The organism is Akkermansia sp. UBA7090, from assembly GCF_002493465.1.
Lineage (GTDB): Bacteria > Verrucomicrobiota > Verrucomicrobiia > Verrucomicrobiales > Akkermansiaceae > Akkermansia > Akkermansia muciniphila_A.
Genome location: NZ_DKYW01000009.1, coordinates 1 through 16803, shown reverse-complemented (window position 1 = coordinate 16803; position 16803 = coordinate 1). Strand labels below are relative to the sequence as shown.

Annotated in this window: 15 protein-coding genes; 11 read left to right on the top strand and 4 right to left on the bottom strand. The window is 56.0% G+C overall.

Annotation, left to right across the window (positions count from 1 at the left end):
• Positions 1-67: 67 nt before the first annotated feature.
• Complete coding sequence (gene mazG / locus B3075_RS03000; RefSeq protein WP_290488249.1) at positions 68-877, top strand: nucleoside triphosphate pyrophosphohydrolase; 810 nt, start codon at positions 68-70, stop codon at positions 875-877.
• A 12-nt stretch (positions 878-889) separates the two neighbouring features.
• Here the strand turns inward: mazG and B3075_RS02995 are convergent, their stop codons facing one another.
• Entirely contained in the window at positions 890-1219 is a 330-nt protein-coding gene (locus B3075_RS02995; protein WP_290488248.1) for a hypothetical protein, read from the bottom strand.
• 125 nt (positions 1220-1344) lie between these two features.
• On the opposite strand from B3075_RS02995, the gene B3075_RS02990 reads away from it, so the two are divergent.
• The 8 genes from B3075_RS02990 (at position 1345) to B3075_RS02955 (ending at position 13143) form a co-directional block, all read left to right on the top strand.
• Positions 1345-2403, top strand: a complete 1059-nt coding sequence (locus B3075_RS02990; protein ID WP_290488247.1) for a ribonuclease D — start codon at positions 1345-1347, stop codon at positions 2401-2403.
• A 542-nt stretch (positions 2404-2945) separates the two neighbouring features.
• Positions 2946-3665 carry a zinc ribbon domain-containing protein gene (locus B3075_RS02985; RefSeq protein WP_290488246.1) on the top strand — a complete coding sequence of 240 codons (720 nt, stop codon included), beginning with the start codon at positions 2946-2948 and terminating at the stop codon, positions 3663-3665.
• Positions 3666-3696: 31 nt separating this feature from the next.
• Positions 3697-4902: a tetraacyldisaccharide 4'-kinase gene (gene lpxK / locus B3075_RS02980; protein ID WP_094136857.1), complete on the top strand. Its 1206-nt coding sequence runs from the start codon at positions 3697-3699 to the stop codon at positions 4900-4902.
• A gap of 93 nt (positions 4903-4995) precedes the next feature.
• Entirely contained in the window at positions 4996-5535 is a 540-nt protein-coding gene (locus B3075_RS02975) for a hypothetical protein (protein ID WP_290488245.1), read from the top strand.
• A 304-nt stretch (positions 5536-5839) separates the two neighbouring features.
• Complete coding sequence (locus B3075_RS02970) at positions 5840-10270, top strand: M16 family metallopeptidase (protein ID WP_290488244.1); 4431 nt, start codon at positions 5840-5842, stop codon at positions 10268-10270.
• A 126-nt stretch (positions 10271-10396) separates the two neighbouring features.
• A complete protein-coding gene (locus B3075_RS02965; RefSeq protein ID WP_094136854.1) occupies positions 10397-10930 on the top strand; it encodes a hypothetical protein in 534 nt (177 codons plus the stop codon).
• Between the two features lie 33 nt (positions 10931-10963).
• The gene (locus tag B3075_RS02960) at positions 10964-12466 is read left to right on the top strand and encodes a flotillin family protein (protein ID WP_065529744.1); all 1503 of its coding nucleotides are present in this window, start codon (positions 10964-10966) and stop codon (positions 12464-12466) included.
• 530 nt (positions 12467-12996) lie between these two features.
• Entirely contained in the window at positions 12997-13143 is a 147-nt protein-coding gene (locus B3075_RS02955) for an entericidin (RefSeq protein WP_094139218.1), read from the top strand.
• Positions 13144-13412: 269 nt separating this feature from the next.
• On the opposite strand, the gene B3075_RS02950 is transcribed toward B3075_RS02955, so the two are convergent.
• The gene (locus B3075_RS02950) at positions 13413-13556 is read right to left on the bottom strand and encodes a hypothetical protein (RefSeq protein ID WP_012419632.1); all 144 of its coding nucleotides are present in this window, start codon (positions 13554-13556) and stop codon (positions 13413-13415) included.
• 204 nt (positions 13557-13760) lie between these two features.
• Here B3075_RS02950 and B3075_RS02945 point away from each other — a divergent pair, with 204 nt between their 5' ends.
• On the top strand, positions 13761-14642 hold the full coding sequence (locus B3075_RS02945) for a diaminopimelate dehydrogenase (protein WP_094136853.1): 882 nt from the start codon (positions 13761-13763) through the stop codon (positions 14640-14642).
• Positions 14643-14735: 93 nt separating this feature from the next.
• On the opposite strand, the gene B3075_RS02940 is transcribed toward B3075_RS02945, so the two are convergent.
• Complete coding sequence (locus B3075_RS02940) at positions 14736-15470, bottom strand: L,D-transpeptidase family protein (protein WP_290488242.1); 735 nt, start codon at positions 15468-15470, stop codon at positions 14736-14738.
• A 268-nt stretch (positions 15471-15738) separates the two neighbouring features.
• On the opposite strand from B3075_RS02940, the gene B3075_RS02935 reads away from it, so the two are divergent.
• Complete coding sequence (locus B3075_RS02935) at positions 15739-16308, top strand: YdeI/OmpD-associated family protein (protein WP_290488241.1); 570 nt, start codon at positions 15739-15741, stop codon at positions 16306-16308.
• A 95-nt stretch (positions 16309-16403) separates the two neighbouring features.
• Here the strand turns inward: B3075_RS02935 and B3075_RS02930 are convergent.
• Positions 16404-16803 (bottom strand): autotransporter outer membrane beta-barrel domain-containing protein (locus B3075_RS02930; protein ID WP_290492018.1); only part of this gene is annotated, 400 nt, incomplete at its 5' end.

Sequence of the window (16803 nt, the reverse complement as noted above, 5' to 3'; positions counted from 1 at the left end):
GAAGCGTTCCGGGTAAAGAGGAATTTTTTCTAGTCATCCGCCCTTGCGCGATTAGTATGGCTCCGTCATGAACGACACTGAAATGATCGAATGCCGCGAGCCTGCCCTTCAAATGCAGCGCCTCATCTCCATCATGAAACGTCTGCGCGCCCCCCACGGCTGCCCCTGGGATGCGGAGCAAACCCACCATTCCCTGATTTCCAATATGATTGAGGAAGCCTATGAAGTCGTGGACACCATCCAGCGGAATGACTGGACGCAGCTGAGGGAAGAATTGGGCGATGTTCTGCTTCAAGTGGTTTTTCATGCGGAGATTGCCCAGGAAGCAGGGCGCTTCAATTTCAATGACGTGGCTGCGGAAGTAAGCGAAAAACTCGTCCGCCGCCATCCCCATGTATTTGCCCAGTCCAAGGCGGATACGACGGATGCCGTATTGGCACAGTGGGACAAGATCAAACGCCGGGAAAAAGGGGCGGAAACAACCCCGTACCTGCATGGAACAGGCAAGGGGCTGCCTCCCATGCTCCAGGCATGGAAGCTCCAGAAAAAAGCCGCCAAAGTAGGATTTGACTGGACGGACGCCCAAGGCGCCCTTGACAAGGTGAAGGAAGAAACCGCGGAATGCGGGGAAATTCTTTCCGCGCCGGAGGAAGACCCACGCGTCGCGGAGGAATTGGGAGATCTTCTGTTTTCCGTAGTCAACCTGTGCAGGAAGAAGGGCATCGACCCGGAAACGGCCATGGCCGGAGCAAACAGAAAGTTTGAGCGGCGTTTCAACGAAATGGAACGGCTGCTTGCCAAAGACGGCCTTTCCCTGGAAGAAGCCTCTGCAGACGCCATGGAGGAACGCTGGCAGCAGGCGAAATCCGCCCGGTAACGAAAACCGGGGTCAGACCATCATGTCCATGTTCGGGTCTTTCCAGGCCGGATCATATCCCCTGGCATAGCTGAACACATGCTTGTGCATGTATTCGAAGTACTGCTCCTTCTGCATGGGAGTGAGCCGTTCCCAGATGGCTACGTTCAAGGCGCGGCACACCTTCTGCATCATTTTCAGGGTAAGCTGGCGCCCCTGCCGGGCTTTTTGAACCTGTTTGTGGGTAAGCTGCTCCGGAGAAATCTCCACCAGGTCATGATTGGTCAGATGCCAGCGCTTCATCAGTTCATCCAAAGGCTGTTCTCCGTGGTTGCGTCCGGTTGCTGTGGCTTCCTCGTCCATACGCCTTTCTTCGTGCCCTATTTCCGGGAAATAGGCAATACATGATTGCCCCATCAGCACTTTTTTTGTATTTCCAGTTGCCCGGCGTCCGGATACATGGTTCAATCCCGCCCCGTTGCAATAAGATGATTAGCGAGAAAGAGGAATTACTGGAATGGCGCAAACGCGCCGCCGCACAGCCCGCGGGGCGGGTAGTCCTGGATCTGGAGGCAGACAGCCTGCACCGCTATCAGGAAAAAATCTGCCTGATCCAATACGCGGACGAAACGGGTTCCTGCCTGATCGACCCTCTCTCCATCGAAGACATGGGGCCTTTCTACAACTGGCTGAAAGAAACGGAAGTCTGGATGCACGGAGCGGACTACGATATGAGCCTCTTTCAAAACGCCTGGGAAACGCTGCCCGCCATGATCTGGGATACGCAGACGGCGGCGCGCCTGCTGGGATTCCGCCAGTTCGGACTGGCCGCCCTGGTGGAACACTTCTACGGCATCACCCTGAGCAAATCCTCCCAAAAGGCGGACTGGGCGCGGCGTCCCCTTTCCCCGACCATGGTCACCTACGCCCTGAACGACGTAAATTACATGCTGGACATGGCGGACAAACTGACGGCCGCCTTACGGGAAAAAGGCCGCATGGGCTGGTTTGAAGAAATTTGCAGACACTCCATGGAACGCGCCCGGGAACGCCATCTGTCCGGACATCAGGATCCCTGGCGCATCCAGGGCTGCGGAAAACTGAACAGGAAGGGGCTGGCCGCCCTCCGGGAAATGTGGACCTGGCGTGATGCGGAAGCCAAAACGTGGGACAAGCCCGCATTCATGGTTTGCTCCAATGCTGACCTCATCCAGTGGAGCGTGGCTCTTCAGGAGCAGCGCACCGTGGCTCCCCCGCCCCGTTTTCATGCCCACAGGCGCAGCCGGTTCATGAATGCGCTCCAGAAATTCTACCTGCTGGATGAAGAAGACTACCCATGCCGGCCCCGCATCCAGCGCCGGCAACATTCCGAACAGTTTGAAGACAATCTGGCCCGCCTGTGCAAACTCAGGGATGAAAAAGCTGAAGAACTGGGCATGGAAGGCTCCTTCCTGATTACCCGGGCCTCTCTGGAAGCCATTGCGGAAGACAGGGAAAAAGGCGTTTCCACCCTGTTGAACTGGCAGAGGGAAGCCCTGGGTTTTTAAGCGGTTCTTTTTGCAACGGCAAAATACCCGCCCCCCCAGCCGCCCAGCATCATTTGTCCTTCATCACGGAGGGCCAATACAAGCCTTCTCTCTGGCCATTCCCGGCTTTCTGAAGGCTTTCTCCGCTCAGGGAGAACAGGCAAGGAACGAAAATTCTTCCCCCGCAAACGCCGTTTTCCCTTACCTGCCTATTTACATTGAGCAGAAGACAGTCGTTTTCTATAATGCAGGGCAAGCCCCTTTCTCCATGCCCTCCAACAGCCATTCATACATGGTCCTGGCAATCGTCTGCGTCTGCGCTTTTGCCATGTGCGCCTTCCTTTCCTGGCAGAACCGGGAGAAAAAAAACCGGCTGGCGCGGCAGTACGCGGAATTTTCCATGCCGCAGCCCTCACTGGGAAGCACCCCGGCGCAACAAAAGGCCCTACTCGAAATACTCAGCGGAGAGCAGAAAAATATTTCTCAGACTTCCCCGAACCGTCAACAGACGGCAGCACCGCCGCCCCGGAGCCGAGAAAAAATCTTTTCCCTCCCGGCAGGGCATGCTAGGGTGGCAGGCGATGAATCATGCCGATTTAGACCAGTTGCTGATCCTTCAGGAAAAGGATGTGCGGATTTCCAAACTCCGGAAGGATCTGGCTTCCCTGCCGGAACAGAGAACACGCCTGCTGAAGCAGATGGAGGCCATCAAGCAGAAGGCCCTGGCCGCCAAACAGGAAGTGGCAGGCATTGAAAAAAGCATACGGGATGTGGAGGCCGCCGTTGAAACCAAACGCTCCTACATCGGCAAAATGAAAACCCTCCAGTCCAACACCCGGAAAAACGAGGAATACCAGAGGTGCATCCAAGAGGTGGAGAAAACGGAAGCCGCTATTGACGCTCTGGAAACCTCGGAGCTGGAATTGATGGAGCGCCTGGAAGCAGCAAAAACGGACATGGAGCAGAAAATCCGCCGTGTACAGGATGCCCAGCAGGAGTTGGAGGAAACGCTCGCGCGCTTTGACCGGACGGCAGAGACGGACAAGGAGCTTCTGAACCAATTGAATGCGGAACGCGCGGATCTGGCCGCTGCCGTGCCGGAAGATTCCCTGGGGGAATACGAACGGATGACCAAAAGCAAGGGGGTTCCGGTCATTGTGCCCATGGATGAAAAAGGCCATTGCGGCGGCTGCCACATGGTTATCACGGACAACGCCCGTATGAAAGTGCTGGGCGGCCACGAAACCGTTTACTGCGACAGCTGCCACCGCATCCTCTACTGAAAGAGGTTCCAGGAACGCCGCCGGGCTTGCCATGAAATCCAGATCGGAAGAATTTGAAGAGTGGGGGACGGAAGTCATCTTCGGCCGTGCCAAGGGATTCCGCGCCGCCATGATGCGCATGGTCCTGCGCGGCGCCTCCTGGTTGTTCAGGCTGGCGGTTCTGGCGCGGCTGTATCTGTTTCATTCCAGCATCGCCAGGCAGGCCAGGCTGGGAATGCTGGTGGTCAGCGTGGGCAATATCACCGTGGGAGGAACCGGAAAAACCCCGGTGGTGGAACTGCTGGCCCGCACCCTCACCCGGCGCGGGCGCAAAGTAGCCATCCTGACACGTGGCTACAAGAGCGCAGAGCTGGACAAGCCGCAGGAATGGAGGGACAAGGACGGTAAGCTGCCGGAGAATCTTCCCAAGATCGCCAGCGATGGAAAAACGCGCTACCTGGGCCCCCTGTATTCCGGTGATGAACCTTTCATGCTCGCCAAAAATCTGGACGGCGTGGCGGTGCTGGTGGATAAAAACCGCATCAAGTCCGGCATCTTCGCCATTGAGCACCTGGGTTGCGACACCCTGTTGCTGGACGACGGCATGCAATATTTGAAACTGGCGCATGAACTGGATATCGTGCTGGTGGACTGCGGCGCGCCCTTTGGCACTGGAGCCATGCTCCCGCGCGGCACCCTGCGGGAACCCAGAAGCAGTTTGGCGCGCGCCAGTTATATCATCCTGACCAAATGCGGAGGGAAACCGCAGGATGAGCTGATTTCCGCCATCAGGAAGTACAATCCCGTGGCGGATATCATCGTGAGCGACCACGGCCCCCGATACCTGGAAAATGTGTTCACGGGGGAACGCCTTCCTCTGGAGGCCCTGCGGGGGAAATGGGTGGCGTGCCTCAGCGGCATCGCGCGCCCGGAAAGTTTTGAAAACTCCCTGCGCTCCCTGGGCGCCCACGTGGAAATCTGCCGCAGGTTTCCGGACCACCACTGGTTTGAACAAACGGAATTGCAGGAATTTTATGACCGCTGCGCGGACCGGGCCATGGACATGATCGTAACTACGGAAAAGGATGCCGTGCGGCTGGAAAAACCGGAGGAAGACCCGGAGGTTCCCATCTATTTCCTGCGCATTGAAGTGGAAATCTACCAGGGCCAGGAAGCATGGGAACGTTGTGTGGACCGCATTTGCGGAATTTCAAAACCGCGCCCACGGGATGAATGGCAACCTTCCTCATCTTTCTGAGCAAGAGCGCAGCGGCTTGAGGCAATACATCAAGAAAATCGTGAACATGCGTTGCACTTTTTCTTGAAAAGAAGTATCTAAAATGTTCCTGAAATGAGCATCAAAAAATTAAAACCATTCATCACCGTGTTCGGCGTCATGCTTCTGCTCGCGGCAGTTACAATGGGTTATTTTTCCGCTCAAAGGCTGTCTTCCATTATTCCGGCGTCCGGTTATGAAGATAAAGGCGTTTATTCCTTCGTACCTGTCCGGGTGCTTCCCGTTCAGGTGGAAAATACCGGCGCAACCGGAAGAGCCCGCCGCATGAACCCCACCAAAACCGTTTACATGGTCCACTACCGTGATACCGGCAGAAAAGGCTATCAGTGGAAATTCCAGGCGGCTACCCGTGAAACGGGACAAAAAATCGTGAATCAGAAAATCGCCGTAGAGCGGCGCGTGCTGAGCATCCCTGCCGACAACCATTCCTATATCACCATAGAATCGGATGAAACTGCAGAAAGCTATACAGCAGAACTTCGGCAAAAGAATATAATGATCCTGACCTTCTCAGGAATCTACATTCTGCTCTATGCGGCAACATGGGGCGTCATTCTTATGAAAAGGTCCAGGAAAGAGTCCCCCGCGGCCTGAAATGAAAAAGGCAGTTTCCCCGAAAATGCGGTCTTTACGCCCTTCTGACGGAAACGCGGCAGAACCTTGACGGCGAACGGCATGAAGCCAATCCACACATTTATTGGAATCTCCCGGCGGGTATGCCACCCCATAAGCGAAGAATCCCGCTTTTTCATTGTCGCCGTTCACATCCTGCCATGGCCGCCTGCGTGCGGAAAGAATGACATTTCCCGAAAGTCTGCGGAAATCCGCCGCTTTTATGCAGAGAAGGCCGCTTGACTTGCCCGGAAAATCGTGTGAAACAAAAAGGCAGTATTTTCCCATGAAGGCATTTACCATTACCTCCATTCTGGCTGCTGCGTGCCTGTTTCCGTCCTATTCGCCGGCCGGAGCCGCAACAGAAAACAAGATTCAGGCTGCCTCAACGCAAACGGCGGCAGGCATTCCCAAGCAGGACCCCCAGCTTATCAAGGGGAAACTCGCCAACGGCCTGACCTACTTCATCCGCCCGAATGCGGAACCCAAGGGCCGGTTCAGTATCCGCCTGCGCGTCAACACGGGTTCCCTGAATGAAACGGATGACATCCAGGGCGTTTCCCACTTCCTGGAACACATGGTCTTCAACGGGAGCACCCATTTCAAGCGCGGGGAAATGATTCCCGCCATGCAGAAAGAAGGCCTGGGCCTGGGAGGGGACGCAAATGCGTACACCGCCTTTGACGAAACCGTGTATATGATGGACGTGCCCAGCATGAAGGAATCCACCGTGAACCTGGCTTTCACCATCATGAGGGATTTTGCGGACGGGGCCCTGCTGGAAGAAAGCGCCATTGACGCGGAACGCGGCATCATCACCAGCGAATACAAGGTGCGCGACTCCGCCGGCTACCGGGTCATGAAGGAAGTCTTCTCCATCATGCTGGACGGTACCCGCATTCCGGAACGCTATCCCATCGGCACGCTGGAAGTAATCCGCACCGCGCCGCGGGAAAAATTTATCAACTATTATCGGACCCACTACGTTCCCAGCCAAATGCAGCTCGTCATCGCCGGGGACATTACCCCGGAACAGGGAAAAGCCTGGGTGGAAAAATATTTTGGCTCCATGAAGAAGGACAACTACTCCTTCCAGACGGACCGGGGCACGCTTAAAACGGCTGCGGAAACCACTGCCCACTGGATCACCAATAAAGAGGCCACCAGCACGGAAGCCAGCATCAACATCTCCCGGCCCTACGTGAACAAGCCGGATACCGTCGCCAACCGCAACAAAGATATCCCCCTGAACGTGGCTTACGCCATGCTGAACCGCCGTCTGGAAAAGATGGCGAAGAATGCGGACTGCCCCTTTATCTCCGCGGCAGGAGGCCGCACGGACATAGTGGAAGCGGCGGAAGTGGATTCCATTCAGACCCAGGCGGACTACAAGAATTGGAAAGCGGCTCTGGCCGCCATTGAACAGGAATTGCGCCGGGCCATCGAATTCGGCTTCAACAAGGAAGAACTGGCGGAAGCCCGCAGCAACATTACCGCCGCCGCGGAAAACGCCATCAAGTCCTGGTCCACCGCCAAGTCGGAAGACCTGGCTTCCGCCATCGCCCAGAGCGCCGCGCAGGACAAGGTCTTCACCACGCCGCAGGAAGACTGGGCCATTTCCAGGGAAGTCGTGGAAAACCTGACTCCCGAACAATGCCAGGCCGCCCTGAAGGAAGCCTGGACCGGAGCCTTTCCCCGCGTCATCGTCACTTCCAATAAGGAAAACGCCCAGGGAAGCGCCGAAATCATGAAGACGTACCGGGAATCCCAAACCGCCAAAGTACAGCCCTACCAGACGGACAGCCGGAAGGATTTCTCCTATAAATTCGGGGAACCCGGCAAGGTGACGGCCCGCGCGGAAGCTGCGGACCTGGGTGTCACCCAGCTCACCCTTTCCAACGGAGTCCGCGTCAACCTGAAACCCACGGAATTTGACAAGGATTCCATCAACATCACCTTTGCCGTGGACGGCGGAGGACTGAGCAGACCGGAAAAAGCCTCTGGGCTGGAACTCTTTGCGGGCGCCGTGATGAACGGCGGAGGCTTGAAGGACCATTCCAATGATGAACTGGCCGCTATCATGGCGGGCAAGAAGGTCGGTGTGGGCTTTTCCATGACGGACCGCTTCTTCCTGCTTTCCGGAAACACCAACAGGGAAAACCTGGAAACGCAACTCCAGCTCCAGACGGCCTACCTGATGCACCCCGGCTACCGCCAGGACGGCGTTACCCTGCTCCGTCGGACCATTCCCATGATTTATAACAAAATGGATCATGAAGTTCAGGGAGCCATGAAAAAGCAGGTGCCGGCCATCCTTTACAAAAACAATCCCCGGTTCACCTTCCCCACTCAGGAACAGCTGAACTCCTACCAGATCAAGGACGTGCGGGACTGGGTGGACGCCCCGCTGAAAAACAATTACATGGAAGTGACCGTTACGGGAGACTTCAGGACGGAAGATATCATCCCCCTGTTGGAACGCACCGTAGGCGCGGTTCCCAAACGTGCGGAAGCTCCGGCCGCGCTGGATGAAAAACTTCGCCATCCGGCCATGGCGGACTTTAATTTCTCCAAGGATCTGACTTATGACTCATCCATTGATAAAACGTTGGTCTGCCTCTTCTGGAAAACGCCCGGAGGAGAAGATAAAAAGCTGGCCCGCAGGCTGAATATGCTCAAGGCCGTCTTTTATGACCGCGTATTCAAGGGTCTGCGCGAAGACATGGGAGAAACCTACTCTCCTTCCACCGGCCTCAATATCAGTGAAACCTATCCGGACGGCGGCTATATCATCACGATGAGTTCCGGCGTCATGCGCAATAAGGAGGCTGTGCGCAACGCTATCGCCAAAATTGCGGACGATCTCGGCAAGGGAAATATCACCCAGGAGGAACTGGACCGTGCACGCAATCCCATTCTCAATTCCATGGACCGCGCCCAGCGCGACAACGGCTACTGGGCATCCCTGCTGAGAGACTCCCAGGCCAAGCCGGAACGGCTGAACCAGCAGAGGGAAGGCATTCCGGACGTAAAAGCCATCACCGTGGAAGAGGTCAACAAACTTGCCAGAGACATCTTCGGCAAGGGAGAGCACCTCAACCTGAACATTCTTCCGGATCATCCGGCTGTGGAAACTCCGCCTGCTGAAAAGCAGGCGGACAAAGCCGCTTCTCCCCAGGCCGCCGTCTCCCCGGCGGCTTTTTGCGTTCGCGCCACCGTCGTAAAGACTGTCAACAAAGACTCCGGCAAGAACGGATATGCCATCGTTATTTCCGAAAAAACAGCCGCTATGCCGGACTGGAAGGCCGTAGCGGACAAACTGGCCGAAAAACACGGAGGCACCATCGTCACCGTAAAGGATTCCGTATTCTCCAAGCTGGACACGCTTAAAAAAATGGCTCCCCGCTTCATGGCCGTCGTCGCGCGCCCGGAGGAAATAGACCGGGTGCTGGTGAATGACCTGCACCGCCTGAGCCGCCGGCTGGACGACGACCCTTACGGAGACTGTATCTGGGGCATTGTCACAGGATACACCCCCCAGGCAGCCATGAGAATAGCCTCTGCAACGAAGCCTCTCGTCATCAGCCGCGCCATGGGAACAACCAATGTGGATTCCTCCCGGTTCAAAGACAGCATGAGCATCACGGACTGGCAGCCCTTCCAATACCTGGAACAGCATGGTTCCAAGGGCAAGGTGACGCCGGCTTTCTACACGAAAGGCCTGAAAGAACAGGACAAAGGGGATGAAACCACGCTGGGCGTAACGCCCAAGCTTATGGAATACTGGAAACGTTACTCCCCGCAGCTCTTCGTAACGGCCTCCCACGCAACCCAGTTTAATCTGGAAATGCCTTTCGGCAAGGGGCTCATCGTTTCCGGCAACAACCGGTTCTATGCGCTGGACAAAAAACAGTTCAGGGAATTCACCACTTTTTTGCGCGGCGTGCTCTTCAACGGGAAGGAAGACGACCTGCTCTCCTTCCTAAAGAGAATTAAAGCGCCGGTGATTGAAACCAGGCCGGTTCCGGCTGTCTGGGTCGCAGCGGGAAACTGCCTGATCGGAGACGCCAAGAAAACGAAAAACTCCATGGCCATCACCGCCCTGAGCCGCTACGGCTTCAACCAGCTGGTAGGCTACACCGTCCCTTCTTGGTATGGCAAGGGAGGCTGGGGAACACTGGGCCTTCTGTTCAGCAATCATGACGCCTCCAGCCTGGCGGAAGCCTGGTATTTGAACAACCAGTTTATTCTGGACGAGACCATGACCCGTTTTCCCAAGCTCATGAACGTCCATTTTAACTCCCCGGATATCAATGGAATCAGGAACGATCCGGACTTTGCCAGGGGCATGAGTTCCGCCGGATACGGCATGGGCAAGGATCAGTTGGGCCTTATCCACGACCGGGACACCGTGGCCTTTTACGGAGACCCTGCCTGGACGGCGCGTCTTGACGAATCCCGCGCTCCGTCTCCGTGGCATATCGACTGGAATGACCCCGCAGACGCCTCCAAAGGCTTCACCGTTACAGCCAACAAAGACGCCAAAGGCCGCCTGGGGGTCTGGTTCCCCAACCGAATCAGCGCCGGCAAAGCCACCGTCACCATCGGCGGAACCGCTACACCCATTGAAAAGGTAGGCCTGCTGACCAACGACTTCCTTCTGCTCCGGGAACTGGAACTCAAAAAGGGAGAAAAAGCCGTCGTGGAAATGAAATAAGCATGGGAGAAAAACAAGTCGCAGGAAATTTTCCCCTTCCGTCGGCGGCCGGATATCCGGCCGCCGCTCTTTTTCCATAGACAAGCAACCTTCAAACATGGATACTGTCGGTAATCAATCCACCCTATGACTGATTACTCCATTTTCTTTATCATCGCCGTAGTAGCAACGGGCGTGGGAGCGCTCCTGTTTCTCCTGTCCCTGTTCGGGCTGGGGGAACATGATCTGGACTTTGATGCGGATTCCGGCGGAGCGGACGTAGGGTTGCTGTCCATTAAATCCGGCATCGGCTTTTTTCTGGGCTTCGGCTGGGGCGGCGTGCTCGCCCAGGGTCTGGACTGGGGGATGGCCGCCTCCCTGGCGGCGGCTTTCTTCACTGGCGTGCTGATGTTCCTGATTATCGGCATCTCCATGCGTTTCATTATGAGCCTTAAATCAGACGGCACCCTGAATTATGAAACCCTCAAGGGAATGACTGGCTCCGTTTACATCAGCATTCCCGGAAACCTCCAACGCGGCGGACAAGTTACAATCGCCCATCCCAGCCAGCTGCTGTACCTCCCTGCCGTCCAGGAAGGGGAACATCCCCTGCCCTCCGGAACCCCGGTGGAAGTGGTAGCCGTCACTGCGGGAGTCGTCACCGTCAAACCTCTTCATTAACAAACACCCCAATCATCATACCCCTAGCCGACTATGGACAAAATCATCCCCATCGCCATTCTGGTTCTCTTCATCATTCTGACCGCTTCCTGGCTGTTCAGCCGCTACCGCATGTGCCCTCCGGACAAAATCCTCATCGTCTTCGGGAAAGTAGGCACAGGCCAACCAGCCAAATGTTACCACGGCGGCTCCACCTTCGTGCTTCCGGTTCTCCAGTCCTATAGCTATCTGGATCTAAACCCTATCAATATTGACGTGCCCCTCCAGGGCGCCCTTTCCTCCCAAAACATACGTGTGGATGTGCCCTCCTCCTTCATCGTGGGCATCTCCACCCTGCCTGAAATCATGCAGAACGCCGCTGCGCGCCTGCTGGGCCGCTCCCGGGAGGAAATCCGCAATCTGGCTGCGGAAATCATCATGGGGCAGATGCGCGTGGTGATTGCCTCCATGACCATTGAGGAAATCAACTCCGACCGCGAAAAACTCATCAAGGGCATCACGGAAGGCGTGGACGTGGAACTGCACAAAGTGGGCCTCCATCTCATCAACGCCAATATCACGGACATCCAGGACGCTTCCGGCTACATCAACGCCCTGGGCAAAGAAGCCGCTGCGCGCGCCATCAATGACGCCACCATCAAGGTGGCGGAAGAAACGCGCCGCGGGGAAATTGGTAAAGCGGAAGCGGAAAAGGACCAGACCATCCAAGTGGCGAACGCCCGCGCCATCGCCATTGAGGGCCAGAACGAAGCCCAGATTAAAATTGCGGAATCCGCCGCCAAGCTGCAAGTGAAGCAGGCGGAGGCCAAAAAGCTGGCGGAAGTGGCCCAGAAGGTGCAGGAGGCTAAAACCCTGGAAGAAGCCTACCAGGCGGAAAAAGAAGCGGAATTGAAGCGCGCGGAACGCGAACGCGCCACGCAGGAAGCCAACATCCTGGTAACAGCCCGCATTGAAAAGAGCCAGCGCGAAGTGCAGGCCCAGGCCACGGCGGAAGTACTCAAACTGGAACAGGAAGGCAAGGCGCAGGCTCTGCTCATCCAGCGCAGAGCGGAAGCGGAAGCCATCCGCCAACTGGCGGAAGGCGAAGCCCAGGCTACCCTCCTGAAGAAAAAAGCGGAAGGGGAAGGCATGGAAATGGTGGGACGCGGTGAAGCGGCCGCGATTGAAGCCGTGCTGGAAGGCAAGGCCCGCGGTTTTCAGCAGATCGTCCAGGCGGCAGGTTCTTCCGAGGCCGCTTCCAACCTGCTGGTGACGGAACAGCTTACCAAGATTGTGGAGCTCCAGTCCGGCGCCATTAAGGGTTTGAAATTTGACAAAGTAGTCGTCATGGGCAACGGAGGGAACTCCTCTGTAGGAGGATTCGTCCAGAATCTGGTAAAGGATACGCTGCCCCTTCATGAACTCGGCAAAAGCGTAGGGCTGGAATTGCCCGCTTTTCTGGGCAAACCCATGGAAGGGAAAACTGCAGCTTCCTCCCCTGCTCCCGCAGCCGATGCCCCAGCGGCAGATACCGCAACTACCGTCAACCCGAGTTGACCCCTCCATCCCAGCGTTCCTGACGGCAACCGCCTCTCCCCCGAACAGACAGGGCAGGTATGGACAGCATTGTCCATATTGACGCAGGACGCACGCTGCAATGGCAAAATCCGTTCCCCGTCAACAGGGAAACGGGTCTTGAAACATAAAGGGAAAAGCAGAATGCCTGCCTTCAAGGCTAATAGGCAAAGGTCAGCAAGCACTGTGTCCCGCCACCTGCCCGGATGAACAGAAAAGCGTCGGCGCTTTCTGCTTTATTCCCGGTAATATCGAAAGCGGCAAGGCAGGCATGCCCTCTCCTGGAAAACGGTAAACGCCATGTTGATTTATTGTCCTGTAACTGATGTTTTCATGGTATTTTTCAATCTGTAACAAAATGCAGGATTCTTATGGGAAATAGCGTTATTATTCGATAATACAATTATTCTATAGCATAATAGAAAAAAACTATAACAAATTACTGCTCGCCAGGTTCATTGACAAGAAACCGGAAGCAGGTTAGGATACGGCCTTCAACCTCTCTTCGACTAATGAATATCAAATCCGCCCTTTTGACGCTCGCCACAGCCCTCGCTCTCTCCTCCTGCAATACGATCAGCGGAATAGGAAAAGACGTGGAAGCCATGGGAAGCAAGATTGACAGCGCCTCCCAGGCTACCAGCAAGTCCATGCAATAAGTCCCGGAACGTAGCCGGACGCCTTTTGAGTCCTCTTTTAAGGGAAAAGAGGCGGTATTTTGTCGTCTCCCATTCTGTTTGAATGGCAGTCGGCCCCCATGGGATTCTCAACGAATTGACAAGGTTCGGCTACATCCTGCATGAAACAATCCAAACCTTTGCGGCAATCCGGAAACCAGGACAAGCGGGCGGCAGCAAATTTTTTACCTGAAAGCCGCTTCATCCATTTGGATGAAGCGGCTTTCGTTCAAGGTCTCCACACAACCTTCTTACATGGCCCGGCTGGTGGAACGGGCTGCGGAATTAATGTCGCTGCCGACGGCTTCCACATCCTTGCCAACCCCGCCGATCGTATTGCAGGAAACGCACCCAAGAAGGGTGGCGATACTCAGAATAATTAATTTGCTTTTCATCGTTTTATTGGAAGTGTTCCGAATAATCAGACTCCATTCCTTCATTCCCCGTTCAAAGAACCGGCAATCATGCCACAAAGCCTCCTGTCATTCTCCGTTCTTGCCATGCGTGCCTGAAACACTTAAAAAACATGCGCCAACGGAAAAAATGCCGGGCGGATATTCCGCTCCCATTACCCGGAACCATTACTATTTACTACCAAAATGATTAAAGTAGCCATCGTAGGATACGGCAACATCGGGAAATACGCTGTGGACGCCTTGCGCGCCGCTCCCGATATGGAACTGGCAGGCATCGTGCGCCGCCCCGGCAGCGAACCTGTGCACGGCATCAGAACCGCAAGCAATGTGGAGGAACTGGGCCATGTGGACGCGGCCCTGCTCTGCACCCCCACCCGCAGCGTGGAAGAAACGGCCCTGCCCCTGCTCGCCCGCGGCATCAACACGGTAGACAGCTTCGATATTCACGGGGATATCGTGGCCCTGCGCCGTTCCCTGGGAGCCCAGGCAATCAAGCACGACGCCGTTTCCATTATCTCCGCCGGCTGGGATCCCGGCACGGACTCCGTCATCCGCACCCTGATGCTGGCCATGGCTCCCAAGGGCATTACGTACACCAACTTCGGTCCCGGCATGAGCATGGGCCACAGCGTCGTGGCACGTTCCAAGGAAGGAGTGGCGGATGCGCTCTCCCTCACCATTCCTACGGGTTCCGGCGTACACCGCCGCATGGTTTATGTGGTGCTGAAGGAAGGCGCCAAATTCTCCGACGTGGAATTCGCCATTAAATCCGATTCCTACTTCAGCCATGACGACACCCGTGTGCTGCAGGTGCCCGACATCGACGTGCTGAAAGACATGGGCCACGGTGTGCTGATGGAACGCAAGGGCGTTTCCGGCTCCACGCAGAACCAGATGTTCACGTTTGAAATGCGCATCAATAATCCGGCTTTGACCGCCCAGGTCATGGTGGCTTCCGCCCGCGCCAGCATGAAACTGGCTGCAGGCTGCTACACGCTGCCGGAAATAGCCCCGATGGATTTTCTGCCGGGCGACCGCGAAGAACTGATTGCCCAGCTGGTCTAATCCGGAGCATTCCGGACACACGCATCCGGGGCGGTTCTGCCGCCCCTGTTCCGCAAGTCTCCCTTTATCCTCCGGCCCACAGCCGGAGGATTTTTATTGCTCCACCACAACAAGCCTTCCATTGACGGCATTCACCCGGGCCGGAGTACGGGTCCGTTCCGTCCAGTCCCATGCGCGGGCCATGTCCGCCCAAAAGGCGGCGTAAGGAGAATCCTTTTCCTCTGACAAACGCGCCGGAGTAGGCACGAAGGGATAAATCTGCACGGGAACGTTTTTTTGCCCATGAACCAGGGCCTGTTCCACCATAGTATAAATCTCCTCAATTCCGGAATCGGTCATCGCCAGACAGCCGATGGAAACATCCCGGCCATGCACCATGATGAAGCTCCCCGTCCGGTTCAGGGAGCGGTCATAGGCATTCGGATACCCGATGTTGAAAGACAGATGGTAATTGCTCCGGGGATTGAGTCCGGACAGTTCCACTTCATAAAAACCTTCCGGCGTTTGCCTGTCCCCCTCCCTCTCCTTGGGGCCCAGCTTCCCGGACCATGCGGCGATCGGATAACGCTTGGCAAGCACGTAACATTCCGCCTTGTCCGGTTTCACCCACAGTTCCAGGACGGAGTCTTCCTTGACGGCCCGTAAAAACACAGGATTCCCCACTCTGGCGCCGCACGGCTCCAGAAAGGAATTCAGCACGGGCGTTACCCGTTTCCGCGCGATATCCGCACGGTTGGAGGATTTTTCTGCACATGCCATATTGAAAGCCGCTACGGAGGAAACCAGCAGAACCAGCCCCAGCAAGGACAGGGCTACACTCTTCTTCATAAATCATCTATAATGGCGGCTTTTGTTTTGACAAGCAGAAAACCAGCCGATTCTCTCCGAAGAAGGAAAAGGAAGACGGAAAGGAGGGCGGTTCCAGAGAAAAGTTCCCTGCCCGAAGCTGTTCCCCCGGATAGAAAACATGTCTGTGCTGGAAATGCAGGCTCCGGAGAAGTATCATCAGCCCTTAGAACGTCAGCGGAAGACCCGCCATCAACGGACTCATCCCCTTTGCACCGCCGCAGGAAAAAGCGGCATTCACGAAAACGCCATGGAAATAAACAACCTTCTTCCCATCACTACACGGAAGGAATTAAGAATATGGCTGGAAAACAACCACCTCTCTTCCTCCTGCTGCTGGGTTCTCACAACGAGGAAACCTTCCCCACATGCCCTCCTTTACCTGGACGCCGTGGAGGAAGCCCTGTGCTTCGGCTGGATTGACAGCACCCGCAAGAAGATGCCCTCCGGTTTCCTGGCCCAGCGTCTCACTCCGCGATCCAGAAAGAGTAAATGGTCCGAACTGAACAAGGAACGTTGCCGCCGCCTGGCCAGGCTGGGGTTAATGACGCCCCACGGCGAACAATGTCTGCCGGAAATGAACCCGGAAGCATTCCGTATTGACCCGTATATTTTACAGCTCCTTCAACAGGATCCGCTTATTTACGCCAATTTCCTGGCATTTCCCCGTCTATACCGTCACGTGCGCCTGGATACCATTCAAATTAAAAAAAACCAGCCGGAACTGTTTCGCAAACGTCTGGAAAAATTTCTGAAGAATACCCGTGAAAACAGGATGTACGGAGAATGGCACGACGGAGGCCGGCTGCTGGAAGAATAGACGCCCCCATTTCTCTGCCGGACGTACCCGGACGTTACCAGGCCGTTCCGGAGCTATTCCGGAACGGCCTGGTCATCATATTATGTTACTTTCTGTTAGAAGTCGTAACGGTAGCCGACGCTTCCGTTCACCGAGCTGGACCCGTCACGGATGTCCGCGTTGCCGTTCACGAAGATGGTTCCTTTCGTCCCCACCGGCACGCTCAGCCCCGCTCCGAGCTGCAACGCCGTCGTTCCCGCTTTCGCCCCTCTCACGCTTTGCGTGAAGCCGGGGTTGCCCAGCAGGGTGACGTTTGTTTCTCCCCTCCGGTCTCCCAGGTCCTGCGCCGCGTTGACCCGGATTTCCCCCAGCGCTTCACGTCCGAAGATGTTGCTGCCTATCAGCCCCATCCAACGGCCGCCCAGCGCCACTGTTCCCGTCGTCCAGTCCTGCCGGCCGACGTTGAGTCCTGCGTTGCCCGCTCCCGTTTCCTCATAGCCGTCCATCCGCGTCGTC

Coding starts and splice junctions, on each gene's coding strand:
- mazG (WP_290488249.1), top strand. CDS start 68: ATGAACGACACTGAAATGATCGAATGCCGCGAGCCTGCCCTTCAAATG.
- B3075_RS02995 (WP_290488248.1), bottom strand. CDS start 1,219: ATGGACGAGGAAGCCACAGCAACCGGACGCAACCACGGAGAACAGCCT.
- B3075_RS02990 (WP_290488247.1), top strand. CDS start 1,345: ATGATTAGCGAGAAAGAGGAATTACTGGAATGGCGCAAACGCGCCGCC.
- B3075_RS02985 (WP_290488246.1), top strand. CDS start 2,946: ATGCTAGGGTGGCAGGCGATGAATCATGCCGATTTAGACCAGTTGCTG.
- lpxK (WP_094136857.1), top strand. CDS start 3,697: ATGAAATCCAGATCGGAAGAATTTGAAGAGTGGGGGACGGAAGTCATC.
- B3075_RS02975 (WP_290488245.1), top strand. CDS start 4,996: ATGAGCATCAAAAAATTAAAACCATTCATCACCGTGTTCGGCGTCATG.
- B3075_RS02970 (WP_290488244.1), top strand. CDS start 5,840: ATGAAGGCATTTACCATTACCTCCATTCTGGCTGCTGCGTGCCTGTTT.
- B3075_RS02965 (WP_094136854.1), top strand. CDS start 10,397: ATGACTGATTACTCCATTTTCTTTATCATCGCCGTAGTAGCAACGGGC.
- B3075_RS02960 (WP_065529744.1), top strand. CDS start 10,964: ATGGACAAAATCATCCCCATCGCCATTCTGGTTCTCTTCATCATTCTG.
- B3075_RS02955 (WP_094139218.1), top strand. CDS start 12,997: ATGAATATCAAATCCGCCCTTTTGACGCTCGCCACAGCCCTCGCTCTC.
- B3075_RS02950 (WP_012419632.1), bottom strand. CDS start 13,556: ATGAAAAGCAAATTAATTATTCTGAGTATCGCCACCCTTCTTGGGTGC.
- B3075_RS02945 (WP_094136853.1), top strand. CDS start 13,761: ATGATTAAAGTAGCCATCGTAGGATACGGCAACATCGGGAAATACGCT.
- B3075_RS02940 (WP_290488242.1), bottom strand. CDS start 15,470: ATGAAGAAGAGTGTAGCCCTGTCCTTGCTGGGGCTGGTTCTGCTGGTT.
- B3075_RS02935 (WP_290488241.1), top strand. CDS start 15,739: ATGGAAATAAACAACCTTCTTCCCATCACTACACGGAAGGAATTAAGA.